The organism is Roseateles sp., from assembly GCF_039595295.1.
GTDB lineage: Bacteria > Pseudomonadota > Gammaproteobacteria > Burkholderiales > Burkholderiaceae_C > Roseateles.
On the sequence record NZ_JBCNLU010000027.1, the window covers coordinates 14,891 to 39,590 of the forward strand.

23 protein-coding genes are annotated in these 24,700 nt (G+C 69.3%); 18 read left to right on the forward strand and 5 right to left on the reverse strand.

Annotated elements, in window-relative coordinates:
* Nucleotides 1-141 precede the first annotated feature (141 nt).
* The 3 genes from ABDW59_RS17830 to ABDW59_RS17840 all read right to left on the reverse strand — a co-directional run bounded on the left by ABDW59_RS17830 (nt 142) and on the right by ABDW59_RS17840 (nt 4,227).
* Entirely contained in the window at nt 142-1,146 is a 1,005-nt protein-coding gene (locus ABDW59_RS17830) for a tripartite tricarboxylate transporter substrate binding protein (protein WP_343631500.1), read from the reverse strand.
* A 97-nt stretch (nt 1,147-1,243) separates the two neighbouring features.
* Nucleotides 1,244-1,747 carry a hypothetical protein gene (locus ABDW59_RS17835; RefSeq protein ID WP_343631502.1) on the reverse strand — a complete coding sequence of 168 codons (504 nt, stop codon included), beginning with the start codon at nt 1,745-1,747 and terminating at the stop codon, nt 1,244-1,246.
* A gap of 443 nt (nt 1,748-2,190) precedes the next feature.
* Nucleotides 2,191-4,227 (reverse strand): M13 family metallopeptidase, encoded by a 2,037-nt coding sequence (locus ABDW59_RS17840; protein WP_343631504.1) that lies wholly within the window; start codon nt 4,225-4,227, stop codon nt 2,191-2,193.
* 495 nt (nt 4,228-4,722) lie between these two features.
* Between ABDW59_RS17840 and ABDW59_RS17845 the strand changes: the two genes are divergently transcribed.
* Together ABDW59_RS17845 and ubiE are read left to right on the forward strand one after the other, a co-directional pair.
* Nucleotides 4,723-5,166: a DUF971 domain-containing protein gene (locus ABDW59_RS17845; RefSeq protein ID WP_343631506.1), complete on the forward strand. Its 444-nt coding sequence runs from the start codon at nt 4,723-4,725 to the stop codon at nt 5,164-5,166.
* Nucleotides 5,167-5,230: 64 nt separating this feature from the next.
* Nucleotides 5,231-5,962 carry a bifunctional demethylmenaquinone methyltransferase/2-methoxy-6-polyprenyl-1,4-benzoquinol methylase UbiE gene (gene ubiE / locus ABDW59_RS17850; protein ID WP_343631509.1) on the forward strand — a complete coding sequence of 244 codons (732 nt, stop codon included), beginning with the start codon at nt 5,231-5,233 and terminating at the stop codon, nt 5,960-5,962.
* Between the two features lie 76 nt (nt 5,963-6,038).
* Here the strand turns inward: ubiE and ABDW59_RS17855 are convergent, their stop codons facing one another.
* Entirely contained in the window at nt 6,039-6,206 is a 168-nt protein-coding gene (locus ABDW59_RS17855; RefSeq protein ID WP_343631511.1) for a hypothetical protein, read from the reverse strand.
* Entirely contained in the window at nt 6,206-6,517 is a 312-nt protein-coding gene (locus ABDW59_RS17860; RefSeq protein ID WP_343631513.1) for a hypothetical protein, read from the reverse strand. The genes ABDW59_RS17855 and ABDW59_RS17860 overlap by 1 nt, the downstream gene beginning before the upstream one ends.
* Nucleotides 6,518-6,884: 367 nt before the next feature.
* Between ABDW59_RS17860 and ABDW59_RS17865 the strand changes: the two genes are divergently transcribed.
* From ABDW59_RS17865 to ABDW59_RS17940, 16 genes are all read left to right on the forward strand, one after another.
* Nucleotides 6,885-7,871, forward strand: a complete 987-nt coding sequence (locus tag ABDW59_RS17865) for an EpsD family peptidyl-prolyl cis-trans isomerase (RefSeq protein WP_343631515.1) — start codon at nt 6,885-6,887, stop codon at nt 7,869-7,871.
* Complete coding sequence (gene epsE, locus ABDW59_RS17870; protein ID WP_343631517.1) at nt 7,868-8,752, forward strand: polysaccharide export protein EpsE; 885 nt, start codon at nt 7,868-7,870, stop codon at nt 8,750-8,752. The genes ABDW59_RS17865 and epsE overlap by 4 nt, the downstream gene beginning before the upstream one ends.
* Nucleotides 8,753-8,817: 65 nt before the next feature.
* Nucleotides 8,818-10,221 carry a chain length determinant protein EpsF gene (gene epsF, locus ABDW59_RS17875; protein WP_343631519.1) on the forward strand — a complete coding sequence of 468 codons (1,404 nt, stop codon included), beginning with the start codon at nt 8,818-8,820 and terminating at the stop codon, nt 10,219-10,221.
* Complete coding sequence (locus ABDW59_RS17880) at nt 10,221-11,183, forward strand: polysaccharide biosynthesis tyrosine autokinase (RefSeq protein WP_343631521.1); 963 nt, start codon at nt 10,221-10,223, stop codon at nt 11,181-11,183. Before epsF ends, ABDW59_RS17880 begins: the two co-directional genes overlap by 1 nt.
* Before the next feature lie 38 nt (nt 11,184-11,221).
* Nucleotides 11,222-12,151 carry an exosortase B gene (gene xrtB / locus ABDW59_RS17885; RefSeq protein WP_343631523.1) on the forward strand — a complete coding sequence of 310 codons (930 nt, stop codon included), beginning with the start codon at nt 11,222-11,224 and terminating at the stop codon, nt 12,149-12,151.
* Entirely contained in the window at nt 12,148-12,933 is a 786-nt protein-coding gene (locus tag ABDW59_RS17890; protein WP_343631525.1) for an exosortase C-terminal domain/associated protein EpsI, read from the forward strand. The genes xrtB and ABDW59_RS17890 overlap by 4 nt, the downstream gene beginning before the upstream one ends.
* Nucleotides 12,930-14,420, forward strand: coding sequence for an O-antigen ligase family protein (locus tag ABDW59_RS17895; RefSeq protein ID WP_343631527.1), 1,491 nt, complete (start codon nt 12,930-12,932; stop codon nt 14,418-14,420). Before ABDW59_RS17890 ends, ABDW59_RS17895 begins: the two co-directional genes overlap by 4 nt.
* Nucleotides 14,421-14,423: 3 nt before the next feature.
* Entirely contained in the window at nt 14,424-15,413 is a 990-nt protein-coding gene (locus tag ABDW59_RS17900) for an acyltransferase (protein ID WP_343631529.1), read from the forward strand.
* Between the two features lie 10 nt (nt 15,414-15,423).
* The gene (locus ABDW59_RS17905; protein WP_343631531.1) at nt 15,424-17,055 is read left to right on the forward strand and encodes an Atrophin-1 multi-domain protein; all 1,632 of its coding nucleotides are present in this window, start codon (nt 15,424-15,426) and stop codon (nt 17,053-17,055) included.
* On the forward strand, nt 17,052-17,765 hold the full coding sequence (locus ABDW59_RS17910; RefSeq protein ID WP_343631533.1) for a serine acetyltransferase: 714 nt from the start codon (nt 17,052-17,054) through the stop codon (nt 17,763-17,765). The genes ABDW59_RS17905 and ABDW59_RS17910 overlap by 4 nt, the downstream gene beginning before the upstream one ends.
* Nucleotides 17,762-18,967, forward strand: a complete 1,206-nt coding sequence (locus ABDW59_RS17915) for a glycosyltransferase family 4 protein (RefSeq protein ID WP_343631535.1) — start codon at nt 17,762-17,764, stop codon at nt 18,965-18,967. Before ABDW59_RS17910 ends, ABDW59_RS17915 begins: the two co-directional genes overlap by 4 nt.
* A complete protein-coding gene (locus ABDW59_RS17920) occupies nt 18,960-20,168 on the forward strand; it encodes a glycosyltransferase family 2 protein (protein ID WP_343631537.1) in 1,209 nt (402 codons plus the stop codon). The genes ABDW59_RS17915 and ABDW59_RS17920 overlap by 8 nt, the downstream gene beginning before the upstream one ends.
* Nucleotides 20,169-20,184: 16 nt before the next feature.
* Entirely contained in the window at nt 20,185-21,021 is an 837-nt protein-coding gene (locus ABDW59_RS17925; protein ID WP_343631539.1) for a WecB/TagA/CpsF family glycosyltransferase, read from the forward strand.
* Between the two features lie 35 nt (nt 21,022-21,056).
* On the forward strand, nt 21,057-22,271 hold the full coding sequence (locus ABDW59_RS17930) for an acyltransferase (protein ID WP_343631540.1): 1,215 nt from the start codon (nt 21,057-21,059) through the stop codon (nt 22,269-22,271).
* Between the two features lie 11 nt (nt 22,272-22,282).
* Nucleotides 22,283-23,209 (forward strand): hypothetical protein, encoded by a 927-nt coding sequence (locus tag ABDW59_RS17935; RefSeq protein WP_343631542.1) that lies wholly within the window; start codon nt 22,283-22,285, stop codon nt 23,207-23,209.
* A gap of 18 nt (nt 23,210-23,227) precedes the next feature.
* Nucleotides 23,228-24,688 carry a lipopolysaccharide biosynthesis protein gene (locus tag ABDW59_RS17940; protein ID WP_343631544.1) on the forward strand — a complete coding sequence of 487 codons (1,461 nt, stop codon included), beginning with the start codon at nt 23,228-23,230 and terminating at the stop codon, nt 24,686-24,688.
* Nucleotides 24,689-24,700 lie beyond the last annotated feature (12 nt).

Sequence of the window (24,700 nt, forward strand, 5' to 3'; positions counted from 1 at the left end):
CAGCTATTCGACTTTCACGTGAAGTAATGCGCGGCCCGTCGGACAGCGCTATCTCCGCTCATATACGACCGACCGGACGGTCGCCCTCTTGCCTTCTTGCGCTCTTGCCTTCTGGCCGCCCGGCCCGTTGGCTTCAGTCGATCATTCGGCGGTGATGCCGCGGCTGCGGATCAGCGCATGCCACTTCACCGTCTCCTGCTGGACGAATCGCGCCAGCGCCGGCGCGTCGCCGGGCGCGACCTCCAGCCCGAAGTCCTCCAGCTTGGCCTTGAGCTCAGGCTGCGCCAGCGCCTTCGTCAGCTCGGCGCCCAAGCGCGCGACGACGGGCTCGGGCGTGCCCTTGGGGACGAACAGGCCCTGCCAGGCCGCGACGTCGACGCCCTTGACGCCGAGCTCCTCGAAGGTCGGCACATCCGGCAGCGCCGCGATGCGGCGGGTGGACAGCACCGCCAGCGCCTTGAGCTTGCCCGCGCGCAGATGGGGCAGGGCGGCGGCGGTGTCCAGGATACCCATGGGCACGATGCCGGCGATCAGGTCCTGCGTCGAGAAGGCCGTGCCGCGATAGGGCACGTGGACGATGTAGGTGTGGGTGCGGTCCTTCAGCAGCTCCATCGCCAGATGGTGCGGACTGCCGATGCCGGGCGACGCGTAGCTGAACTTGCCAGGCTTGGCCTGCACCGTCTCCAGCCATTGCTTGGCGGAGCTGAAGCCCGAAGCGGGGTTCACCACCAGCAGCAGCGGGAAGCGCGCCATGAAGCCCACCGGCGCGAGATCCGCGGGCGAGTAGGGCAGCTTCTTGTAGAGCGCGCTGTTGAAGACCATCGCGCCGTTGTCGCCGGTGAGGAGGGTGTAGCCGTCGGGCGCGGACTTGGCGGCGTTGTCGGTGCCGATGATGCCGCCCGCGCCGGGGCGGTTGTCGATCACGAGCGTCTGGCCCAGCGCCTTGCCGAGCACCGGCGCGAGCTGCCGCGCCAGGAAGTCGGAACCGCCGCCCGCCGGATAGGCCACGACCCAGCGGATCGGCTTGCTCGGCCAGGTGTCCGCGCGCGCGGCGGCGGGCAGCAGGCTCAGCGTGGACACGCCGGCGGCCGCGGCGGCGCTCAGCAGCAGGGATCGGCGCGCGGCATGGGTGCGGCGTTCGGGCATGGGGGAGGTCTCCTCGTTGTGCGTCGGCCCATCCTAGCCAGCGCGCGCGAGGCCCCCATTCAGGATCAACCCGATTCCGCGGCGAGCGACGTGCCGATCAACGCGCCGTGGCGCTGGCGATCGTGGCGGGTGCGCCGGCGGCCGGCGGCGCGAACTCGATCATCGCGACGCGGTTGGCGCCGTCCCCGTCATCGCCCTCGTTGCGGAACTGCACCTGCATCACGAAGAGCGTGTCGCGCGCGGGACCGCTGCACTTGAGGTCGGACACGGCGCGGCGCAGCAGCTGGCGATACTCGAGCGGGCTGCCGGTCTGACGCACGTCGCTGACGGTCTCGCCGTTGAGGCGGAAGCTGATCGTCGACAGGCCTTCGGCGCGGGCGCGGAATTGCAGCGGGCTCATGCGGGTGACGATGCTGGCGTCGACGCCGGGGCAGGTCGCACGCACGTCGGTGCGCGGAATCTCGCCGGGGCGGCGGCCGCTGATCTCGACGCGTTGCAGGTCGTCCGGCGCGGCTTGCGCGACGCCGCCGGCCAGGGCGATCCAGGCGCCGGCGGCGGCCAGGACGAGGTGCTTGAGCGGGGTGCGGGTGGTGGCGGTCATGTCGTTCTCCTCTGCGGGCTGAAGGGCCGTCGCGGTCCGCGTCCGTGCGGCTCGTGATCGGACTGCATTCAGCGTAGGCAGCGGCGCGCAGGCGTCCAAGCGACGCGCGACCAAGCGTGGAAGCGACGGGTCGTATCGACGAAAGCCCGCGATGAAACGCGCCCGTCCGCGACGAACGGAGAATCGACTTTCCCCAGTATCCATCGGGTGAAAAGTCATGCTGACCGGCTGGTGACACCGGTTCCCGAAGGGGCATTGCGAGCGCATGACAAGACCTGACACCTCGGCCTGATGCGCGCGGCCCATGACTTCCCGCAGCCCTGTCCGAAAGACACCCATGAAAGAAGAGACCCGCCCACCTCGCGGCGGACGAGTCCCTGTTCATCGGTCATCGGCGTGGCGGCCGATCAGCCGTTCATCCGATCAAGCGATCAATCGCGCGATCACCACACCTTGATCGGGTCGGTCGCGACCATCGCGTCGCCCGTCTTGCAGCTGAAGGCCTTGGCGAACTCCGGCATGTTGGACATCGGCGCCAGCACCCGGTACTTGCCCGGCGAATGCGGATCGGTGCGTAGCTGGTTCAGCAGCGCCGCCTCGCGGGTCTTGTTGCGCCACACCAGTGCGTTGGACAGGAAGAAGCGCTGCTCCTGGGTGAAGCCGTCGATCTTGTCCGTCTTGCCGGTGCGCTTGAGCGCGTTCTGCAGCGCGTCGAAGGCGATCGGCATGCCGGCCATGTCGGAGATGTTCTCGCCCAGCGTCAAGCGGCCGTTGATGTGGGTGCCGGGGACGGGCTCGTAGCTCTCGTACAGCGCGACCACGCGATCGGCGCGCGCCTTGTAATGCTCCGCGTCGGAGGCGGTCCACCAGTCCTTGAGGCTGCCGATGCTGTCGAACTGGCGGCCGCGATCGTCGAAGTGGTGGACGATCTCGTGGCCGATGACCATGCCGATGCCGCCGTAGTTCATCGCGTCGTCGAGCTTGGCGTCGAAGAAGGGCGGCTGCAGGATGCCGGCGGGGAAGGTGATCTCGTTCAGGCCGCCGGCCTGCGCGTTGACGATGTAGGGCGACATGCTCCAGCGCGTGCGGTCGCTGGGGCGGTCCAGGTCCTTGATCTGCTCGCCGTGGAACCAGGCTGCCGCGCGCAGCTGGTTGCCGGCAAAGTCCTTGGCCTGCAGCGTCATCCCCTCGTAGGTCGGCCAAGTCTCGGGCGCGCCGATCTTGGGCTGCATCGCGTCCAGCTTCTCCAGCGCCTTGACCTTGGTCTCGGGGCTCATCCAGCTCAGGTTCTGGATGCGCGTTTTCATGGCCGCCTTGACGTCGCCGATCAGCAGCGTGGCTCGGCGCTGCGCCTCGGGCGAGAAGGCCTTGGACACGAAGAGCTCGCCCAGCGCCAGGCCCAGCGGCGCGCCGCCGGTGCGGCCGCCGATGAGCATGATCACCTCCTCGTCCCGCGGGGTGCGCTTCTCCAGGCCGCTGATGGCGACGCCGCGGTAGTCGAAGTCGGCGTCGGCATAGGCCTTGGGCAGGCGCGCGGCGCTGTTCTCCAGCACGCGCACCCGCAGATAGGTCTGCCACGTGGACAACGGCACGCTGCCGGCCAGCTGCGCCACGCGCTTCATGAATTCGGGCTGCGCGACGATCAGGCGCTCGACGCCGCCAGGACGCTGGTCGCTGCGGGTCAGCTGCTTCAGATAGGCGTCCCAGGCCAGGCCCGGGGCCTTGCCGGACAGCTCGGGCGTGGTCATCGGGTTGTAGACCGCCAGCGGATCGCGCAGCTGCGCGCGCGGCGTGGTGGCCTCGGCCAGCTGGGATTCGAAGGCCATCAGCGCGTCCAGCGTCTCGGGGCGGGCGTCGAATCCGGCCGAGGACAGCAGGCGCTGCGCATACAGCCGGTAGGCGGCGCGCAGCTTCTTGGCGATGTCGGTGTCCTTGAAATAGTCGTCCCGGTCCGGCAGGCCCAGGCCGCTCTGGCCCAGGGTCAGCACGTTGACGCGGGTGTTCTTGACGTCGGGACGGACGTAGGCGCCGACGGGCGCCGAGATGCCGACGCGGCCCAGCTGGGCCAGCGCATAGGGCAGGTCCTCGGCGGACTTCAGGCCGGCGACGCGGTCCAGCAGCGGTTGGACGGGCTTGAGCCCCGCCGCCTCGATGGCGGCCAAGTCCATGCCGCTGGCGAAATAGGCCGCGACCTGCTTCAGGCCGGGTGACTTCTGCAGCTCGGGCTTGGCCAGCAACTCGGCCAGGGCCTGACTCAGCAGCTTGTCGTTGGCCACGCGCAGCGCGTCGAAGCTGCCGATGCGGGTGCGCTCGGCGGGGAGCTCGGTGCGGGCGACCCAGGGGCCGTTCACGTAATCGTAGAAATCGGCGCAGGGCGACACGTCGGGCGAGAAGCTCGCCACATCCAGCGCGTGGGTCGGAACGGCGGCCAGGGACAGGGCGGCGGCCGCGGCGGCCGCAATCAGGCGGGGTCGGAACATGTTCTTGTGGGCCACCGGTGTGGCGAAAACGACAAGGCGCGCAGGCTAATCGACGCGTCGACCCTGCGCCATCGGTCCCGTCCCGCGCATGCCTTCCGGCACCCGGGCACGCCGTTCGCGCGGGCGCACCAGAAGGGCGCATCCCTTATGAATCAGGGCGTTAGCCGCGCCGTCCGGGCGAATGTCAGGCGGGAGGCTGCTTTCGGACACAAAAAAGTTATAGGTGTATTCCTTCCTGTCAGGTCTTGCAGGGGGTGCGTCCGTCGCCCCGCCGGCTTCCTAAACTGGCCTCCGGTTCTTGCCACTCTCCTCGTTTGGTAAGCCGGGTGCCCTGGGCCCGAACGGGGCTCCCGTTGAATCCCGCCGGTGCAAGCCGGCGGGATTTTTTTCGCTCCCTCGCTCGTCCCCCTGCCGGCCGCACGGGCGCACCGGGGTGACCGGGGCGGGGCCGCTACACTGCGGGCCTCCATTTCTCCGCGACTTTCTCGCGACCCCATGGCCGGCCTCGACAGCAATTCGCCGCTTCCCACCGACATCGTGGTGCACCAGCAGTCCAAGGTGCTGGAGCTCGCCTTCAGCGACGGGGCGCGCTTCCGCATTCCCTTCGAGCTGATGCGCGTGTGCAGCCCCTCGGCCGAGGTCCAGGGCCACGGCCCGGGCCAGGAGACGCTGCAGACCGGCAAGCGCGAGGTGTCCATCGTCGCGGTGCAGCAGGTCGGCCATTACGCGCTGCAGCCGCTGTTCTCCGACGGCCATGAGAGCGGTCTGTTCACCTGGGCTTATCTCTACGAGCTGGGCCGCGACCAGGACCGTCTGATGCGCGAGTACGAAGAGAAGCTCGCCGCCGCAGGCCTGGACCGTGATGCGCCCATGCCCGACAAGGGCGGCAAGGGCGGCGGCCACTCGCACGGCGGCGGCGGCGCTTGCGCCAGCCATTGACCCGGATCGCGCGCGCGGCGGCCGACCCGACCGTGACGCCCTCACCATCAGCAGGATTCCCATCATGAGCAGCACCCATTTCGGTTTCGAGACCGTCGACGAGAACGCCAAGGCCAGTCGCGTGCGCGGCGTGTTCGACTCGGTCGCGTCGCGTTACGACGTCATGAACGACCTGATGTCGATGGGGCTGCATCGCGTCTGGAAGCGCTACACGCTGGCCGTGGCCAACCTCAAGCCGGGCGAGCGCGTGCTGGACATCGCCGGCGGGACGGGCGACATGGCCCGGCTCTTCGCCCGCAAGGTGGGCGAGCGCGGCATGGTGGTGCATACCGACATCAACGAGGCGATGCTGCGCACCGGACGTGAGCGCATGATCGACGAGGGCCTTGTGCTGCCGACCAACCTGTGCGACGCCGAGCAGTTGCCCTACAAGGACGGGAGCTTCGACCTGGTGTGCGTGGCATTCGGGCTGCGCAACATGACGCACAAGGACAGGGCGCTGGCCGAGATGAATCGCGTGCTGCGTCCGGGCGGTCGGCTGCTGGTGCTGGAGTTCTCGCGGGTCGCCGAGCCGCTGCGCAAGCCGTATGACTGGTACTCCTTCAAGATCCTGCCGCGCATCGGCTCGATGATCGCGGGCGATGCCGACAGCTACCGCTATCTGGCCGAGTCCATCCGCATGCACCCGGCGCAGCAGGAGCTCAAGGCCATGATGAAGTCGGTGGGCTTCGGGCACGTGGACGTGCACAACCTGACCGGCGGCGTCGTGGCGCTGCATGCGGGCATCAAGTGCTGATGCGCGCTTGAACGCCGAGCCATGAACGAGGGCCCCTGCGAAGGGGCCCTCGGCGTTTGTGGCCCGCCTTTCCCGCTCAGATGCGGGGCGGGGAGATCAGGTCCTCATGGGCCCGGCGCTGGCGCTCTTCTTCGCGCGCCTTCAATCGATCCCGTCGCCGTCCATGAACGTCCTCCCGGACGACCATGCCGCCGAAGACATAGAGGATCACGCCCGCGAACAGCAGTAGCAGCAACACATCCATCATCGATCTCCTTTGCTCATCACGGCGCCGCACAGGAAGCACAGCACGCCAATGGTCATCAACACGAGCAGCCTTGCGGCATCCCAGAAGCGGAACGGCCAGGCCGTTCCAACAATCACCGCCGCACCGGACAGCGATGCAGCGGAAAGCGTGTGCAGGAAACGGCCGGCGGCTTCCCGCTGCTTCGTGGTCGGTCGTCGCAGCGCCGCGCGCCAGTTCGCCACCACCTTGCGCGTGTAGCGGCGGACCAGGCGCCTACCCCTGTCAGTCCACCATCGCTTCGCGACCTCGACGATTCGTTCCCACTGCATGCGCCGAATTGGAGCAAGCGACAACGCGGAAATCACTTCCTTGGATGGGCTGTTCTGATGGCCACTTCAAGTGGGCGAGTGGCATGGATGCCGGGACCCGCGACACCGCTCCGGGATCTTCCCCATTGACGTCCTGAAGCGGTTTTTACGGCGTCGTCCCCCCTTGTTCGAGGGGTCTGCTGCGACGATGCGAGGCAGGCCAGGACCCATTCTTGCTATGGACCCTGCGAACCCGGGGTGGAGGGCCCCGCGGCAGCTTGCAATCGGGGTTTTCCGTCATGGGCCAGGACTACACTCGCCCCTCGCGCGAGCACCCCTAACGGCCCGTGTGGGCCCCCTGGACAGTCAGAACAACGAAGGTCGACACATGCAATCGAATCGGGCCCTGGTCCATCGCATCGGATTCCGTCATGCAGCTCTTGCAGCAAGCCTGTTCACCGCGGCGGCTTTGACCGCCTGCGGCGGCGGCAGCGGCGCCAAGGCCTCGCAGACCGCGGCCAAGGTGAACAAGGAGGAGATCACCGTCCATCAGATCAACTTCGTGCTGCAGACCCAGCCCGGCATCAAGCCCGATCAGGTCGACGCGGTCTCCCGGCAGATCCTGGAGCGCCTGATCGATCAGGAGCTCGCGGTGCAGAAGGCGCAGGACCTCAAGCTCGATCGCGACCCGCGCGTGGTGCAGCAGATCGAGACCGCCAAGCGCGAGATCATCGCCCGCGCCTACGCCGCCCGCATCGGGGAGACCGCCTCCAAGCCCACCGACGAAGAAATCCGCAAGTACTACGCCGAGAACCCCTCGCTCTTCGCCGATCGCCGCATCTTCAATCTGCAGGAAATCAACATCGAGGCCAAGCCCGAGCAGCGCGAGGACATCCGCAACCGCCTGCAGGCCGCCAAGACCCTGCCCGAATTCCTCGAGAGCCTGAAGGCCGACGGCCTGCGCTTCACCGGCACGCAGGCGGTGCGCGCCTCCGAGCAGATCCCGCTGCAGAACCTGGACGCGATCTCCCGCATGAAGGACGGCCAGTTCTTCATGAACGGCACCGCCACCGGCGTGACCGTGCTGTTCCTGGCCGGCTCGCAGCGCCAGCCCTTCAGCGAGGCGCAGGCGCGTCCCTCGATCGAGCAGTTCCTGCTCAACAAGCGTCGCAACGACCTGCTCGCCAAGGACATCAAGTCCATGCGCGAGAACGCCAAGATCGAATACGTCGGCAAGTTCGCCGAAGCCGCGGCCTCCGCCCCGGCCTCGACTTCGCCGGCCGTCAGCCCGGGCGCCACGGCGTCCGACTCCGCCACCGGCGCCGCCAGCGGCCCGGTCGACAACAACGTTTCGAAGGGCCTCGACATCAAATGACCAATTCGCGTCGCCACCCGCTCCGCTCCACCGTCCGCGCCGTCGCGGCCTGCTCGCTCGCCGCGGTGCTCGCCAGCACCGCGTTCGCGCAGTCCACGACCCGCGCCGCCGCGCCCGGCGCCCAGCCCGCGCCGGTGGGCAGCGTCAGCGGCTCGACCGCGGAGTACCGCCTGGGATCGGGCGACGCGATCAAGATCTCGGTCTTCCAGAATCCGGACATGACGCTGGAGACGCGCGTGTCCGAGGCCGGCACCATCAGCTTCCCGCTGCTGGGCCTGGTGCGCATCGGCGGCCTGACCGTCAGCGACGCGGAAGCCAAGATCGCCGACGGTCTGAAGAAGGGCAACTACGTCAAGCAGCCGCAGGTCACCATCCTGATCGTCAAGGTCACCGGCAACCAGGCCAGCGTGCTGGGCCAGGTCAACCAGCCGGGCCGCTATCCGCTGGAGGTCGCCGACACGCGGCTGACCGACCTGCTGGCCAACGCGCGCGGCGTGTCGGTGGCGGGCGGCGATCTGCTGGTGCTCAGCGGCTCGCGCGGCGGCAAGCCCTTCCGCATGGAGATCGACCTGCCCACGCTGTTCGGCCCCAATGGCCGCGAGCAGGATGTGATCGTCCAGAACGGCGACGTGCTGTGGGTCGACCGCTATCCCATGATCTACATCTACGGCGAGGTCCAGAAGCCCGGCCAGATCCGCCTGGAGCGCGGCATGACGCTGCTGCAAGGCCTGGCCGCGGGCGGCGGCCTGACGCTGCGCGGCACCGAGCGCGGCATCCGCGTCCAGCGCAAGACCGACGGCAAGGTCCAGGAGCTCAAGCCCGCGATGGACGAGACGCTCAAGGACGGCGACGTCATCTTCGTCCGCGAGAGCCTGTTCTGATTGTTTGAAGTCGATGCCGGACCCCGGGTCCGGCGAAGGAGTGCATGGTGACGCCCAGCAAGTTGATGTCCATTCTTCGCGCGCGCTGGTCGCTGGTGCTGCTCGTGGTCGTGCTGACCACGCTGACGGCATTCGGCGTCAGCCTGATCCTGCCCAAGCGCTATGTCGCGAGCGCCTCCGTCGTCATCGACGCCAAGCCCGATCCGGTGAGCGCGCTGATCTATCCCGGCATGGCCTCGCCGGCCTACATCAACACGCAGGTGGACGTGATCGCCAGCGATCGCGTCGCGCTGCGCGTGGTGCGCGACCTGCGCCTGACCGAGGTGCCCGAGCTGCGCGAGCGCTGGCAGGAGCAGGGCGCCGAAGGCACGATGGAACAGTGGGTGATGGATTTCCTGCGCGCGGGCATGGAGGTCAAGCCGTCCAAGGAAAGCAACGTGCTGACGGTGTCTTACCGCTCGCCGTCGCCGGAGACCGCGGCCGCCTTCGCCAACGCCTTCGTCAAGGCCTACATCGCCACGACGCTGGATCTGCGCGTGGAGCCCGCGCGCCAGTATGCCGGTTACTTCGACCAGCAGGCCAAGAGCGCGCTGGAGCGGCTTGAGGCCGCGCGCGCCAAGCTCTCCGCCTATGAGCGCGAGCACGGCATCCTGGCCAGCGACGAACGCCTGGACGTCGAGAACGCGCGTCTGGCCGAGCTGTCCTCGCAGCTCGTCGGCCTGCAGGCGCTGGCCTCCGAATCCGGCAGCCGTCAGGGCCAGGCCGCCCGCGGCGCGGACACGCTGCCCGACGTGCTGAGCAACCCGGTGGTGTCGCAGCTCAAGGCCGACGTCAGCCGCGCCGAGGCGCAGCTGCAGCAGCTCAGCACCCGCTACGGCGACAACCATCCGCAAGTGATCGAAGCGCGCGCCTCGGTGGCTGACACCCGCGCCAAGCTCAACGCGGAAATCCGCCGCGTGTCGGGCTCGATCTCGGCGACCAACAACATCAACCGCCAGCGCGAGGCCGAGACCCGCGCTCAGCTGGAGGCGCAGCGCGCCAAGGTGATCAAGCTCAAGGAAGCGCGCGACGAGGCCAGCGGCCTGATGCGCGAGACCGAAAGCGCCCAGCGCGCCTACGAGAACATCACCCAGCGCCTGACCCAGACCAGCCTGGAGAGCCAGTCCACGCAGAGCAACGTCAATCTGCTGGGCGAGGCCACGCCGCCGACCAAGCCGGCGTCGCCGAAGGTGCTGCTGAACACGGCGCTCGCGTTCGTGGCCGGTCTGATTCTTGCGATCGGCATTGCCTTGCTGCTGGAGCTGCGCGACCGCAAGGTGCGTGACGCCGACGACGTGATGGCGGTGCTGCCGCTGCCCATGCTGGGCGTGCTGCCCGCGCCGGGCAAGCGGGTGCGCGGCGCGCTGCCCTCGGTCGAGCGACGTCTGCTCGGCCATGCCGCAGGTGCCACGAGTCGAGGAGCGACCTGATGTCGGATCTGAAGGAACCCCTTTCCCACGCTTTCCCCGCGTTTCCCGCGTACGGCAACCCCGCCACCGGCAACCCTGCAACCGGCAAATCCGTGGACACATCGAACACCAAGCCCGCGGCCGGCATCCATGACCGCTCCATCGGCGCGATCATTGCCGAGACCCGCAACCTCAGCGCCGATCAGGTCGAGCGCGTGCTGCAGTACCAGCGCGAGCGCGGCATCCGCTTCGGCGAGGCCGCGGTGGCGCTGGGCTACGCGAACGCCGAGGACGTGCTGGAGGCGCTGTCCAAGCAGTTCCACTATCCCTACGCCCCGAACGAGCGCAAGAGCCGCAGCCCCGAGCTGGTCGCGCTGAACCAGCCCTTCTCGTCGCAGGCGGAAGTCTTCCGCGGCATCCGCAGCCAGATCACGATGCGGCTGTACCGCGAGGGCGAGCCGCGCCGCGCGCTGGCGGTGATCAGCCCGGACACGCTGGACGGAAAGAGCTACTTCACCGCCAACCTGGCGGTGACGCTGGCCCAGCTGGGCGGCCGCACGCTGCTGGTGGACGCCGACCTGCGCCGTCCTCGCCAGCACGAGATCTTCGACGTCAGCAACCAGGCCGGGCTGTCGTCCATCCTGTCGGGCCGCAGCGAGCCGCGCGTGATCCAGCAGGTGGAGGGCATGACCTCGCTGTTCGTGCTGCCGGTGGGCGCCGTGCCGCCCAACCCGGTGGAGCTGCTGGAGCGTCCCGCCTTCGGCATGCTGATGCGCGAGCTGGCCGGCAAGTTCGACCATGTGCTGGTGGACACCTCGGCCGGCCAGTACGGCGCGGACGCGGCCATCGTCGCCTCGCGCTGCGGCGCGGCGCTGGTGCTGGCGCGTCAGAACCAGTCGCGCGTCAGCGCCCTGCAAGACCTCACCGACAGCCTGGACGGCCTGACCACGACGCTGGTCGGAACCGTGATGAACCAGTATTGAACGCCTCCCGTTCTACAGCCGGGGCTGCAGTGAAAACGATGACTCGCAATCTCTTCGCCGCTTCCCCGGGAGGCTTCGCGCCGGGCTTCTGGGCGAGCAATCGCCTGGCCGTGATGGCGCTGGCCCTGGGCTTGGCGGCGCTGTACGTGCCGACCATCGTCGACTTCATGCATGGCCCGTGGCGCGGGGACCGCAACTCCCACGGCCCCATCGTGCTGGCGCTGTCGGCCTGGTACTTCTACTTCCAGACGCGGCGCCTGGCCGCGCAGGGCGAGGGCTTCCAGCCGCGCCCCGCGCCGGTGCCCGGATGGGCGTTGGTGGTGCTGGGCCTGGGGGCCTATGTGCTGGGGCGCTCGCAGTCGCTGGCGCTGCTGGAGATGGGATCGCTGCTGCCGGTGCTGCTGGGTTTCGCGCTGATCCTGCTGGGACCCGGCATCGCGCGGCATTACTGGTTCGCCTTCTTCCTGCTGCTCTTCGCGGTGCCGCTGCCCGCGTCCATCGTGGACGTGATCACCCAGCCCATGAAGATTGCCGCCTCCTGGGGCGCCGAGCACCTCATGTACTGGCTGGGCTACCCGATCGCGCGGGCCGGCGTGATCCTGCAGATCGGCCCCTATCAGCTGATGGTGGCCGATGCCTGCGCGGGCCTGAACTCGCTGTTCACGCTCGAGGCGCTGGGCCTGCTCTACATGAACGTGGTGCGCCATGAATCGGTGTTCCGCAACATCACCCTGGCCGTGCTCATCGTGCCCATCTCCTATTGCTCCAACGTGATCCGCATCCTGATCCTGGCCCTGCTGACCTATCACATGGGCGACGACGTGGGGCAGGGCTTCATGCACGAGTTCTCCGGCATGGCGCTGTTCCTGACCGCGCTGATGCTGATCGTGGCGGTGGACAGCCTGCTGCGTGCGTTGTCGCTGCGCTGGGAACGGCTGCGCGGCCGTCGTCCGACGGAGGTCGCATGAGCACGACCGGTTCCAGCCCGGCGATCGGGCCGTCCTCGTCGCCGCCATCGCCTCCGCCCGCTTCTTTGCCTTCATCGCCGATCAAGCCGCCCCGTCTGTCCGTCGCCGCCTGCGCCGTGGGCCTGGCGGTAATGCTGGGCGCCGCCGGCGCGGCCTGGCTCGCGACGCCGCGTCTGCAGGCGGTGCAGGGCGCGCCCGATCTGGCCGCCACCGTGCCCAAGGCCTTCGGCGACTGGCACCTGGTGCAGGACGGCTCGGCCCAGGTCGACGTCGCGCAAGGCGTCGAGACCGACACCGAGCAGCCCTACGACCAGACGCTGATGCGCACCTATGCCAACAGCAAGGGCGAGGAAGTGATGCTGGCGCTGGCCTGGGGCGAACGGCAGCGGCAGGACGTCAAGGTGCATCGACCCGAGGTCTGCTATCCGGCCCAGGGCTTCAACGTGGTCAAGCGGCACGACGGCGAGCCGATCGCCGCGACGGGCCGCGCGGCGCCCGTGCCCACGACGGTGCTGCTGACCGAGGCCCGCGGCGGCGGCTACGAGGCGGTGCGCTACTGGATCCGCATCGGCGACCAGTACGGCGGCGACGGGTGGTCCGCGCGCTGGACCATCCTGAACGAGGGTTTCCGCGGCCGCATTCCCGACGGCATCCTGGTGCGCGCGTCCCAGCGCCTGGCGCAGCCGGGCGCCGAGGCCCGCGCCCAGACCGTGATGGCGGGTTTTCTCTCTGATTTGACCGCGGCCCTGCCCGCGCCCACGCGCGGGATGCTGGTGCGATGACTGCGATGCATGTGAGCAATGGACTGAAACCGTACGGGAACGAGCGCCGCTCGCGCTGGGCCGTGCGCTGGAGCACGCTGCTCTGGGCCGCCGCGCTGGCGGCGGGCAGCATCGTGCTGGGCTTCATCTGCGTGATCGCGGGCGATCTCGCGGCGCAGAAGCCGGTGTTCTTCCTGGTCCTGCCGGCGGTGCTGGTCGTGGGCTTCACCTTCCTGGCCAGCCCGCGCACGCTGCTCGTCGCCATCGTGCTGCTGCGGGCCGTCGCCAATCCGGTGCTGGAGGAGGCGCGCTTCGCCAGCTTCGGCGGCCTGGGTGGCCTGGTGAACCTGGCGGTCATCATGCTGGCGCTGGTGTTCTGGATGCGCGAGCCGCGCCGCATTCCGCGCGTGGCGTGGATGGTGTGGATCCCCTTCATCCTGATGCAGATGGCGGGCCTGGTCTACGCGCCCGACCGGCTGCCGGAGCTGCGCACCTTCCTGGGCACGCTCAGCACCATGGCCATGTTCGTGCTGGCCTTCTACGTGGTGGACGACTGGACCTCCTTCGACCGCGTGCTCAAGCTGGTGCTGTGGTCCTCGGTGCCGGTGGCGCTGTACACGCTGGTGGCCATCGCTCGCCACGACGTGCACATCACCAACGACCCCGCCGCGATGGGCCGCTACAAGGGGCCGTTCTCGCACCCCAACATCCTGGCCTTCTACCTGGTGCTGATGCAGGGCGTGATGCTCTACGTCTGGAAGAGCGTGCGCACGCGGGCCAGCACGACCACGCTCACCCGCATGGCCATGGCCGGCTATCTGCTGGTGCTGCTGGCGCTGCTGGCCGCGACCAAGACCCGCAGCGCCTGGATGGCGGCCGCGGGCATGTTCTTCGTCTACGGCCTGATCTTCGAGCGCCGCTTCCTGCTCTACCTGTGCCTGGCGCCGCTGCTGGCGCTGCTGGTGCCCGACATCCGCGACCGGGTGCTGGACCTGGGGCAGGGCAATGCGGTCGTGCAGTACGCGCAGCTGAACTCCTTCACCTGGCGCCGCGTTCTGTGGGAGGACGCGATCAGCTGGATGCGGCCGGCGCGCTATCTCTTCGGCTATGGCTCGGGCGGCTTCTTCTTCAACTCGCCGACCTTCTTCAGCCTGAGCGGCGGCATGACCACCGGCGCGCACAGCGTGGCGGTGCAGATGCTGTTCGACGTCGGGCTGGTGGGCCTGCTGACCTACTACGCGACCTTCTGGCGCAGCGCCCGCATCCTGTGGCGCTTCCGGCGCGAGGACGGGCTGCTGTCGGCCATGTTCATGGCGCTGCTGCTGAGCTACGTGGTGGTCTCGCTGTCCGACAACATGATGAGCTACCTCGTCTTCAACTGGTTCTTCTGGTTCGTCATCGGCGCCGGCCTGAGCATCGCGCTGCGCATGATGCCGGCCGAGGCGCCGATGCCCGCGAGCATCCGCCGCCGCCACGGCCGCGAAGACCTGCCGGTCAGGGCGGGCTGAGCCATGGCGGGCAGTCGTTCACCGGTGCTGGACGGGGTGCGCGGACTCAGCATCGTGCTGGTGTTGATCGCGCACATGATGCCGCTCAATGCGCTGAGCCCACGGCTGAATGAATCGGTGGGCATGCTGGGCATGGCGCTGTTCTTCGTGCTGTCGGGATATTTCATCGGCAACCAGGTGTTGGCCGGCGCGCATCCGCTGGAGTTCGCCGCCCGCCGCTTGCTGCGGGTGCTGCCGCTGGCCTGGCTGGTCGCGCTGATCGTCGCGGCGATCTGGCATTTCACGCCCCAGGCGTTGGCCTCGCACATGCTGTTCTACGCCAACCTCAGCGACGGCGGCATGCGCGTCCCGCTGGACCATTTCTGGAGCCTGTGCGTGGAGCTGCAGTTCTACGCGCTGGCGACGCTGCTGCTGTTCTTCCGGCCCGCGGTGGCGTCGGTGCTGATGCCGGCGCTGCTGGTGACCGTCACCGCCTACCGCATCTACATGAACGCGCTCAGCGGCAGCATCACCTGGTATCGCGTCGACGACATCCTGGCCGGCTTCACGCTGGCCATCCTGATGCAGTCGGAGCGGCGCCGCGAGGTGACGGCCTTCTTCGCGCGGCCGGCCGTGCTGTGGGTGGCGCTGGTCGCGCTGTGCGGGGCGTGCCACAGCGTGTCGGGCAATACGGCCTCCTACCTGCGCCCCTATGCGGTGCTGGTGCTGGCGGGTGCGCTGCTGTGCCAGCCGGCGTCGGCGCCGTCGCGCTGGCTGTCGCGTCCCTTCTGGGGCTATCTGGCGGCGGTGTCCTTTGCGGTCTACGTGCTGCACGTGCCGCTGATGCACACCTGGCTGGGCGAGGGCGATCTCGCCGAGCGCTATCTCAAACGACCGCTGCTGCTGGCGGTGATCTTCCTGCTCGCGCACGTGTCGACGTTTTACTTCGAGCGACACTTTATTGCGCTGAGCCATCGATTGAGGATGTCCAATGGCGCGGTTCGAAGTGTCTAAGGGTGGACGGATGACGTCGCAGCTCACAATCCGTTCCGCCGCCTGGCTGGTGTCTGGCGTGCTCGCCGGCATGGCCATGGGCCTGGGCGCGAGCGCGTGGGCCGCTGAATCCGCCCCGATCGCCGCGGCGAAGGCCGACAAGGCCGACAAGTCCGATCGCGCCGAGCGCCGTGATCGGGGCGATCGCGGTGATCGCGATCAAGCCGCCGACCCCGCGCTGCGCAAGCTGCGCTTCGGCACCGCCGAGCGCCCCTTCGCCGCGGACTCCCCGTGGAACGCGCGCCCCCTGGGCGTCACGCTCGACAGTTACGAGATTCCCCGCGCCCGCTACTTCCCGACCCTGGAGGACGGCAAGTGGTCGACCGGCGTCTTCATCGCATCGCGCGAGGACGCTCCGGTGACGGTGCTGCCGCTTCCTGGCCGCAAGGGCATCTGGGATCCGGATGCGGAGACCATGCGCGAGCAGATCACGATTCCGCGCTGGCCCGCGGGCGTGCAGCCGGCGGCGGCGGCCGACGGCCACGGCGACATCGTCGATCCGGTGGACCGTGTGATCCATTCGTTCAACGTGCTGCGATTCATCGACGGCCAATGGCGCGCCGACCAGTACGCCTGGACGGCGCTGGACGGTCGCGGCTGGGGGGAGCCCGGCCACTACTTCCAGGGTGCCCGCGCGGCCGGCGTTCCGACCATGGGCGGCCTGGTGCGCGCGCAGGAGATCGACGACGGCGACGAGATCTTCCGGCATGCGCTGGCCCTGTCGCTGACGCACACCGGCCTGTCGCCTGATCCGGCCTACATCTATCCCGCAACCTCGGCCGACACCGGCGCCAAGTCCAACACCGGCAAGATCCCGCAGGGCGCGCTGCTGATGCTGCCGCCCGACTTCGACGTGAGCCCCATCGCCGATCCGCTGCTGCGCAAGGTCGCGCGCACGCTCAAGGTCCACGGCGGCTATGTCGTGGACCGCAACACCGAGACGCCCTTCGTCGTCTACGTCGAGATGGGCGCGAGCAAGTCCCCGATGAAGCGCGGCTGGCATCCCGAGTACGCCGCCCAGCTGGACCGCGTGCGCGGCGCGCTGCGTCAGGTGGTGGCGGTGGAGCGCTGGGTCGACGGCAACGGCAAGCCGATGACCATGGACCAGGGCCAGAACGAGATGTCGCTGCGCGGGCCGTGGCGACGCGCCTCGGGCGGCGGCAGCGACGGCGACCGCGCCAAGCGCGCCGACGCTTCCGCGGCGACCAGCGCCGGCGACGCGCCCGCGCGCGGCTACGGCGTCTACGACACGCGCCGGCAGGCGGTGGTCTTTCCCGCCGGCAGCGGCGTGGTCACGCAGGTCAACGACAGCGGCCGCAGCCTGCAGTCCATCGCCTGGGCCAAGCCCGAGCCCGGCAAGCGCTACCGCCTGACCGCGCAAGCGACCGGCGGCGCCACGCTGCGCCTGCAGCTGCTGGACAAGGCCAGGCGCACGACCCTGTTCGACAGCGGTGATCTGGGCGACGGCGTCAGCAAGGAATTCAGCTGGCCCGAAGGGCAGGGCGCCGTCGCGGTGACGGTGCGCAGCGGTTCCGGCGCGGGCGAGTCCTCGGTCGGCGCGCGCCTCGTGCCTGTCGGCGAATCGACCAGGAGCGCCCCATGACGCTGCGCGCCAATCGCGATCCCGACTGGGCCGCCGACGTCGCGCGCTGGGGCCTGGGCCGCATGCCGCGGCGCGAGCAGTCCATGTGGGCGCTGTGGGTCTACCGCTATGGACGCCGTGTCGACGCGGCGCCGGCGGGCCTGGGTCGCACGCTGCATTGCAAGCTCTATCTGCTGCTGCACACGGTGGTGGAGACGCTGACCGGCATCAGCCTGCCCAAGGACACCCGCATCGGACCCGGCCTGAAGATCTGGCACTTCGGCGGCATCTTCGTGAATCCGGGCACGGTCATCGGCGCCCATTGCACGCTGCGCCAGGGCGTCACGCTGGGCAACCGCGTGGACGGCGGCCCGTGCCCGGTGCTGGAGGACGGCGTCGAGCTCGGCGCCTATGCGCAAGTGCTCGGCGGCGTGCGGCTGGGCGCGGGTTGCAAGATCGGCGCGATGAGCGTGGTCCTGCAGGATGTGCCGGCCGGCGCGACCGCGGTCGGCAATCCTGCCCGCATTCTGGTCAAGCCGTCGGTCGACACGGCGGCCTCCACGCCCGAGGCGACGGCCCCGACCGGGAACGATGTTTGCCCTAGGGGCGGCGCCTCCGGCCTCGATTCCGCGGGCACCGGGCATGACGCCCAGGCAACGGCCCAAGCGTCAGCCCCAGCATCCATCCAAGAACCCAGTTCCAGTCCTGCGGCAGGGAGCGTGACCGCGTGAAGATCGCCTATCTCGTCAACCACTATCCCAAGGTCAGCCATACCTTCATCCGACGCGAGATCCATGCGCTGGAGAAGCAGGGCCAGGAAGTGCTGCGCGTCGCGGTCCGCGGCTGGAACGATCCCGCGCCCGATCCGCAGGATCAGGCCGAGAAGTCGCTGACGCATTACCTGCTGCGCGGCGGCGCGCTGTCGCTGGGCTCGGCGCTGGTGCGCGAGGCACTGCGCGCGCCGGGCCGCTTCTTCGGCGCGCTCAAGCTCGCGGTCCGCATGGGCCGCCGCGCCGACCGGCCGCTGCCGCTGCACCTGATCTATCTGGCCGAAGCCTGCGTCGCGCTGAAGCTGACCCGCGATGCCGGCGTGACGCACGTCCACGCGCACTTCGGCACCAACTCGACCGAGGTCGCGATGCTGCTGCACGCGCTGGGCGGCCCGGGCTACAGCTTCACCGTGCATGGCCCGGAGGAATTCGACAAGCCCGAGTTCCTGCATCTGGGCGAGAAGATCCGCCGCGCGCGCTTCGTCGTGGCCATCACCTCGTTCTGCCGCAGCCAGCTGTTCCGCTGGGTGGAGCGCGCGCACTGGGCCAAGGTCCAGGTCGTGCACTGCGGTCTTGAGCCCGGCTTCCACGCCGGCGTCGACGCGCCCGCGCAGGGACAGCGGCTGGTCGCCGTGGGCCGGCTCGCGGAGCAGAAGGGTCACTTGTTGCTGATCGAGGCCGCGGCCCTGGTCGCGGCGCGCCAGCCCGGCTTCGAACTGGTGCTGGCCGGCGATGGCGAGCTGCGTTCCGCGATCGAAGGCCGCATCGCGGAGCTCGGTCTGCAGAAGACGGTGCGCATCACCGGATGGATAGGCAGCGAGCAGGTGCGGGAAGAGCTGCTCGCGGCGCGCGCGCTGGTGCTGGCCAGCTTCGCCGAGGGGCTGCCGGTGGTGGCGATGGAAGCGATGGCGCTGGGCCGCCCGGTGGTCAGCACCTCGATCGCCGGCATCCCCGAGCTGATCGTGCCCGGCACGCATGGCTGGCTGGTGCCCGCCGGCGACGTGCAGGCGCTGGCCGACGCGATGCTGGCCTGCCTGGAATGCGAGGACGGCCGGCTCCAGCAGATGGCCGCCGCCGCGCGCGAGCGCGTGCTCGCCCGTCACGACGTGGACACGGAGGCCACCCGCCTGCTCCGCCTGTTCAGCGAGTACGCCCATGCTTGACACGCTGCTGATGGTCCTCAACGTCCTGCTGCTGATCGGTACGTTGCTGCTGGCGCTGCCGGTGGCGCTGCTGCTGGCGCAGGTGCTGCTCGCGATGGCGACGCCGCGTCGGCTGGACGACCAGCCGCGCCCGGCGCGCATCGCCGCGCTGATTCCGGCTCACAACGAGGGTCACGGCGTGCGCGCGACCATCATGCAGGCGCTGTCCCAGCTGGGCGACAACGACCGCTTGCTGGTCGTGGCCGACAACTGCAGCGACGACACCGCCGCCCAGGCCCGCCTGCTGGGCGCCGAAGTGGTGGAGCGCTTCGATGCGGAACGCCGCGGCAAGGGCTACGCGCTGGACCACGGCGTGCGCCACCTCGAGGCCGCCGCGCTGGTGGACGGCCGGACGCCGGACGTGGTGATCGTGCTCGACGCCGATTGCGTGCTCGCGCCTGGCCTCATCCCGCGCCTGGCCAGCCTGGCCCATGCGCATGGCCGGCCGGTGCAGGCCAGCTACCTGATGCACGCGGCGGGCCCGGGCCTGAAGGCGCGGGTCGCCGAATTCGCGATGCGTGTGAAGAACCTGGTGCGCTCGCGCGGCATGTTCCGGCTGGGACTGCCCTGCCAACTGCTGGGCACGGGCATGGCCTTCCCCTGGGCGGTGGCGCTGCGCGCGCCGCTGGCCAGCGGGCATCTGGCCGAGGACATGCAGCTGGGCGTGCGCCTGGCCCGCGACGGCACGCCGCCAATGTTCTGCGAGGACATGCTGGTGACCAGCGTCTTCGCCGCCAGCCAGGAAGGCGAGCGCAGCCAGCGTACCCGCTGGGAGCACGGCCATCTGTCGCTGCTGGTGGGCGAGGGTCCGCGCCTGCTGTGGCAGGCCCTGCGCCGCGGCCGCGTCGCACAGGCCATGCTGGTGCTGGACATGCTGGTGCCGCCGCTGGCGCTGCTGGCCGGGTTGCTGGTCGTCGCGCTGACGGTGCAACTGATCTGGGCGCTGATCAGCGGCTGGGTGGCGGGGCTGGTCATCGCGGCGCTCGCCGTGCTGGCGCTGATCACGGCCATCATCGCGGCGCGGCAGCGCTTCGCCTCGGATTTGATCGGGCTGGCCGAGCTGATGAAGGCGCCGCTGTACATCCTGGCCAAGCTCCCGATCTATCTGAGCTTCGTCGTTCGCCGACAGACCGAATGGGTCCGCACCAAGCGCGACCATTGATGCCAAGGACCCCGCAGTGAGCGACTTCCACGACACCATCGCCGCACGCGCCGGATCAGGCGCCGGTGCCGGCACGGGCGCCGGAAGCTGGATCGATCGCTGGCGCGCCATCCTCGGCCGCCTGACCGTGGTCGACAGCGAGCGCGCTCTGGAGGACGACCTGCTGACCTGCCTGGCCGGCGTCGAGCAGCCGCGGGTACTGGCCTTCGTGAACGCGCATGCGATGAACTCCGCGGTGAGCGACGTCGGCTTTGCCGCCGCCGTCGCCGAGGCCGACTGGGTGCTACGCGACGGCTCCGGCATGAAGATGCTGATGGACCGCCTCGGCCTGCCGGCCGGTCTCAACCTCAACGGCACCGACCTGATCCCGCTCATCGTCGCGCGCTACGGCAATCGCCGCATCCTGCTGGCGGGCACGCGCGATCCGCAGTTGAGCGTGGCCGCGGCCCGCATCCGCGACGATCTCGCGCCGGGCGCCAAGGTCGATGCGCTGGACGGTTTTCTCGCGCCCGAGGTCTACGTCACCAAGTCGCGCGAGCTCCAGCCCGAGCTGATCGTGCTGGGCATGGGCATGCCCAAGCAGGAGCAGGTCGCGCAGCAGCTGCGCCGCGCGCTGAGCGGGCCGGTGCTGATCGTCTGCGGCGGCGCGATCCTGGACTTCCTGGGCGGCGGCGCGACGCGCGCCCCGCTGTGGATGCGCCGCCTGGGCGTCGAGTGGCTGTACCGCCTGCTGCGCGAGCCGCGCCGGCTGTTCAAGCGCTACGTGATCGGCAACCCGCTCTTCCTGTCGCGCGCGCGGCGCTATGCCGCCGCCACGCGCGCAGCCGCCCGACATGGCCGCGACGTCCCATGACCGCGCGGTCCTCGCCAGTTCCGGAGGAAATTCCCATGTCCCGACCTGACTCCCAACCGCAGCCGATCGCGCACGCGAACCCGCGGCAGCAGCACGTCATCGCCATCGACCTGGTGCGCTTCCTGGCCGCCGTGCTGGTGCTGCTGTCGCATCTGGCCTTCAGCATCGGCGACCGGCCCGACAGCCGGCCCTACGAGCTCAGCGGCGGCACGGTGCCGCAGGCGCTGCTGCCCGGCATCTCCTTCTACGGCTGGATCGGGGTGCAGATCTTCTTCGTGATCTCGGGCATCGTGATCGCGTACTCGGCCCGCGGCGCCACCCCCTATGCCTTCTTCCGCAGCCGCGTGGTGCGGCTGGTGCCGGCGGCCTGGATCTGCTCGACGCTGACGCTGGGCGTGCTGGCCTGGCATTACGGCGGCCTGACCACCGACCTGATGCGCGGCTACCGCCACAGCATGCTCTTCATGCCCTGGTACCCGTGGATCGACAACGTCTTCTGGACGCTGGGCGTGGAGATCTTCTTCTACGCCGCCGTCGGCGTGCTGATCTGGACCGGGCGCGAGCGTCGCATCGGCACGCTCGCCGCGGCGCTGGCCTGGATCTGCCTGATCTACTGGGTGCTGTTCAGCCTGGGCCAGTCCGGCGCGGTGCCGGCGCTGGCCGTGCTCAAGAAGGGACTCCCTTACCTGGTCGACCGGGTGATGGAGCTGCTGCTGATCAAGCACGGCTCGTTCTTCGCGCTGGGCATCGTCATCTGGGCGGTGCTGATCGACGGTCAGAAACGACCCTCCTGGCTGACGCTGGCGGCGATGCTGACGGCCTGCGTGGTGCAGATCTTCTGGACCACCGTGGACGCCAACGGCCCGCGTGATCTCCCGTGGTGGCCGGCGCTGGCGATGTGGGTGGCCGGGCTGGCCGTGATCTTGCTTGGCATTCGGCACAACGCGGCGTGGCGCTCCAGCGCGACGCTGGTGAGCCTGCTGCGCGTGCTGGGGCTGATGACCTATCCGCTGTACCTCGTGCACCAGAACATCGGCGCGGTCGCGATGGGCGTCATGGGCCGGGCGGGCATCGGTCCGGGCCTGGCGCTGACGCTGGCCAGCGTGCTGGTGCTGGTCGTGAGCTGGCTGGTGGTGACCTACGCGGAGCCGGTGGTCAAGCGCTGGCTGGGCGCGGCGATGGACCTGGTCCGCGTGCGCCTGATGCGTGGGCGGGCGGCCGGTGCCGCCGTGGAACGGCCGAAAGGATGAGCTGAGCGTTTATGGACCTCGATCTGCTGATTTCGAAGATTCACCGCAAGCTGGTCTACAAGCTCGCACCACGCCTGGTCCCCATGCAGGTGCGCGCGCTGCAGCGCCGGAACGAGACCTCGTCCGAGCGTGTCATCGCGCCGGGCGGCCCCGTCGTGTCGCTGACCACCTACGGCCCGCGCATCGACACGGTGCACCTGACCATCGAGAGCATCGGCCGCGGTCGGCTCAAGCCCTTGCGTCTGATCCTGTGGCTGGACGACGAGCGTCGCTACAACGACCTGCCCGAGTCGCTTCGCCGGCTGCAGCGCCGCGGGTTGGAGGTCTATCTGACCGACAACCTCGGCCCGCACACGAAGTACTACCCCTACGTCGCCTCGCAGACCAAGCATGAGGTTCCGCTGGTGACGGCCGACGACGACATCGTCTATCCGCGCTGGTGGCTGCGCCGGCTCTTCGAGGCCTATCGCGCCGAGCCCGAGCAGATCAGCTGCTACCGCGCGCACGAGGTGGCCTTGGATCGCGCGAACGCGAGCGCGGTCACCGGCAAGGGCATCGACGCCGACCCCGCCGCCGTCATTCGACCCTACCGCGACTGGCCACCCTGCGACAGCCGCCAGGCGCGCTGGCGTCATTTCGCGACCGGCGTCTCGGGCGTGATCTATCCGCCGCGCTTCCTGGAGTTCATGCAGGCCAAGGGCGACGCCTTCCGCGAGTGCTGCCCCAAGGCCGACGACATCTGGCTGCATGCCATGGCGCTGCGCGCCGGCCTGCGGGTGCGCCAGATCGGCCGGCTCCCGCGCTACTTCGAGGGCCTGCCGGGCACGCACGATCAGGGGCTGGTGCACTTCAACAGCTTCAACGGCGGCAATGACCGCCAGATCGCCGCGACCTATGTCGCCTCGGATCTGCGCAAGATGGTGGAGGAGCCGGCCTGACCCTGGGCCGGGCGCGTCATGTCCATCATCAACAACGTCAAGTGGGCCGCGTTCTCGCAGCTGGCCCGCATCGGATCGCAGATCGCCAGCGTGACCCTGCTGGCGCGGCTGCTGTCGCCGTCGGACTACGGGTTGTTGGCGATCGCGATGATCTTCACCAACTTCGCGATGCTGTTCCGGGACTTCGGCACCGGCTCCGCGCTGATCCAGCGCGAGACCCTGACCGAAGGTCTGAAGGCCTCGGTGTTCTGGCTCAACATGGCGCTGGGCGGGCTGATCTGCGTGACGCTGATGGCCGCTTCGCCGCTGGTGGCGCGCTTCTATGCGGCGCCCACGCTGGTGCCCGTGCTGTGCCTGCTGGCGCTGTCCTTCCCGGTCTCGTGCAGCAGCATCGTCCACCAGTCGCTGCTGGAGCGCGCGTCGCAGTTCAAGCGCATCGCCGCGGTCGAGACCGTGGCCGTGGTGCTGGCGCTGATCGCGGCCGTGGCCGCGGCGCTGGCGGGTTGGGGCGTGTACGCGCTGGTGGCGCAGACGCTGGTGGCAGCGGTGGTGCAGGGCGTGATGCTGTGGGCCATGTCGGACTGGCGTCCCGCGCTGCGGCCGCGCTTTGACGGCCTGGCCGAGATCACCAAGTACAGCGGCAACGTGTCCGCCTTCCAATTCGTCAACTACTTCGCCCGCAACGCCGACAGCTTCATCATCGGCAAGGTGCTGGGCTCGGCGGTGCTGGGCCTGTACAGCGTGGCCTACCGGCTGATGCTGTTCCCGGTGCAGAACATGAGCCACGTGGTCGCGCGCGCCGTGTTCCCGCTGATGACGCAGGCGCATCAGCAGGGCGGCAATCAGCAGCTGACCGACGTCTATCTGCGCTCGCTGAGCGTGATCACCTTCGGCACCGCGCCGGTGATGGCGGCGCTGTGGTTCTTCCGCGATCCGACGGTGGCGGTGGTCTTCGGGCACAAGTGGGACGGCGCGCAGCTGCTGCTCGCCTGGCTGGCGCCGACCGGCTTCATCCAGTCGGTGCTGAGCACCTCCGGCAGCGCCTTCCTGGCCACCGGCCATGCGGGCCTGATGCTGCGCTACGGCGTGATCGGCTCGGTGCTGCAGGTCGCGGCCTTCACGCTGGGCATCCAGTTCGGCGTGGTCGGGCTGACGCAGGCCTACCTGCTCGCGACCGCGCTCAACCTGCTGCTGACGATGTGGGCGGTGCTGCGCCTGCTCGAGGCCGGCCTGCCGCAGCTGCTGCGCGCGATCGGCTACCAGATGCTCGCCGCCGTTGCCGCCGGCGCCATCGTCTGGGGCGGCGACCGCTGGATCTTCGGCGCCACCGCTGCCGCGGGCCATGAAGGCCTGTGGCGCCTGGCCGCGCAGTACGCGCTCTTCGCCGCCTGCTACCTGGCCGTGATGGCCGTGCTGGCGCCGCAGAAGATGGCCTCGGTCAAGGCGATGTTCCGCGGCAAGCTGTCCCGCGCTTCCTGAGGCGATCACGAT

Excerpts from the sequence above, each read along its gene's own strand:
- ABDW59_RS17910 (WP_343631533.1), top strand. The coding sequence starts at position 17,052 with ATGACGCTGCGCGCCAATCGCGATCCCGACTGGGCCGCCGACGTCGCG.
- epsE (WP_343631517.1), top strand. The coding sequence starts at position 7,868 with ATGACCAATTCGCGTCGCCACCCGCTCCGCTCCACCGTCCGCGCCGTC.
- ABDW59_RS17920 (WP_343631537.1), top strand. The coding sequence starts at position 18,960 with ATGCTTGACACGCTGCTGATGGTCCTCAACGTCCTGCTGCTGATCGGT.
- ABDW59_RS17840 (WP_343631504.1), bottom strand. The coding sequence starts at position 4,227 with ATGTTCCGACCCCGCCTGATTGCGGCCGCCGCGGCCGCCGCCCTGTCC.
- ABDW59_RS17880 (WP_343631521.1), top strand. The coding sequence starts at position 10,221 with ATGTCGGATCTGAAGGAACCCCTTTCCCACGCTTTCCCCGCGTTTCCC.
- ABDW59_RS17895 (WP_343631527.1), top strand. The coding sequence starts at position 12,930 with ATGACTGCGATGCATGTGAGCAATGGACTGAAACCGTACGGGAACGAG.
- ABDW59_RS17835 (WP_343631502.1), bottom strand. The coding sequence starts at position 1,747 with ATGACCGCCACCACCCGCACCCCGCTCAAGCACCTCGTCCTGGCCGCC.
- ABDW59_RS17855 (WP_343631511.1), bottom strand. The coding sequence starts at position 6,206 with ATGGATGTGTTGCTGCTACTGCTGTTCGCGGGCGTGATCCTCTATGTC.
- ABDW59_RS17865 (WP_343631515.1), top strand. The coding sequence starts at position 6,885 with ATGCAATCGAATCGGGCCCTGGTCCATCGCATCGGATTCCGTCATGCA.
- epsF (WP_343631519.1), top strand. The coding sequence starts at position 8,818 with ATGTCCATTCTTCGCGCGCGCTGGTCGCTGGTGCTGCTCGTGGTCGTG.
- ABDW59_RS17860 (WP_343631513.1), bottom strand. The coding sequence starts at position 6,517 with ATGCAGTGGGAACGAATCGTCGAGGTCGCGAAGCGATGGTGGACTGAC.
- ABDW59_RS17935 (WP_343631542.1), top strand. The coding sequence starts at position 22,283 with ATGGACCTCGATCTGCTGATTTCGAAGATTCACCGCAAGCTGGTCTAC.
- ABDW59_RS17905 (WP_343631531.1), top strand. The coding sequence starts at position 15,424 with ATGACGTCGCAGCTCACAATCCGTTCCGCCGCCTGGCTGGTGTCTGGC.
- ABDW59_RS17940 (WP_343631544.1), top strand. The coding sequence starts at position 23,228 with ATGTCCATCATCAACAACGTCAAGTGGGCCGCGTTCTCGCAGCTGGCC.
- xrtB (WP_343631523.1), top strand. The coding sequence starts at position 11,222 with ATGACTCGCAATCTCTTCGCCGCTTCCCCGGGAGGCTTCGCGCCGGGC.
- ABDW59_RS17830 (WP_343631500.1), bottom strand. The coding sequence starts at position 1,146 with ATGCCCGAACGCCGCACCCATGCCGCGCGCCGATCCCTGCTGCTGAGC.
- ubiE (WP_343631509.1), top strand. The coding sequence starts at position 5,231 with ATGAGCAGCACCCATTTCGGTTTCGAGACCGTCGACGAGAACGCCAAG.
- ABDW59_RS17930 (WP_343631540.1), top strand. The coding sequence starts at position 21,057 with ATGTCCCGACCTGACTCCCAACCGCAGCCGATCGCGCACGCGAACCCG.
- ABDW59_RS17890 (WP_343631525.1), top strand. The coding sequence starts at position 12,148 with ATGAGCACGACCGGTTCCAGCCCGGCGATCGGGCCGTCCTCGTCGCCG.
- ABDW59_RS17900 (WP_343631529.1), top strand. The coding sequence starts at position 14,424 with ATGGCGGGCAGTCGTTCACCGGTGCTGGACGGGGTGCGCGGACTCAGC.
- ABDW59_RS17845 (WP_343631506.1), top strand. The coding sequence starts at position 4,723 with ATGGCCGGCCTCGACAGCAATTCGCCGCTTCCCACCGACATCGTGGTG.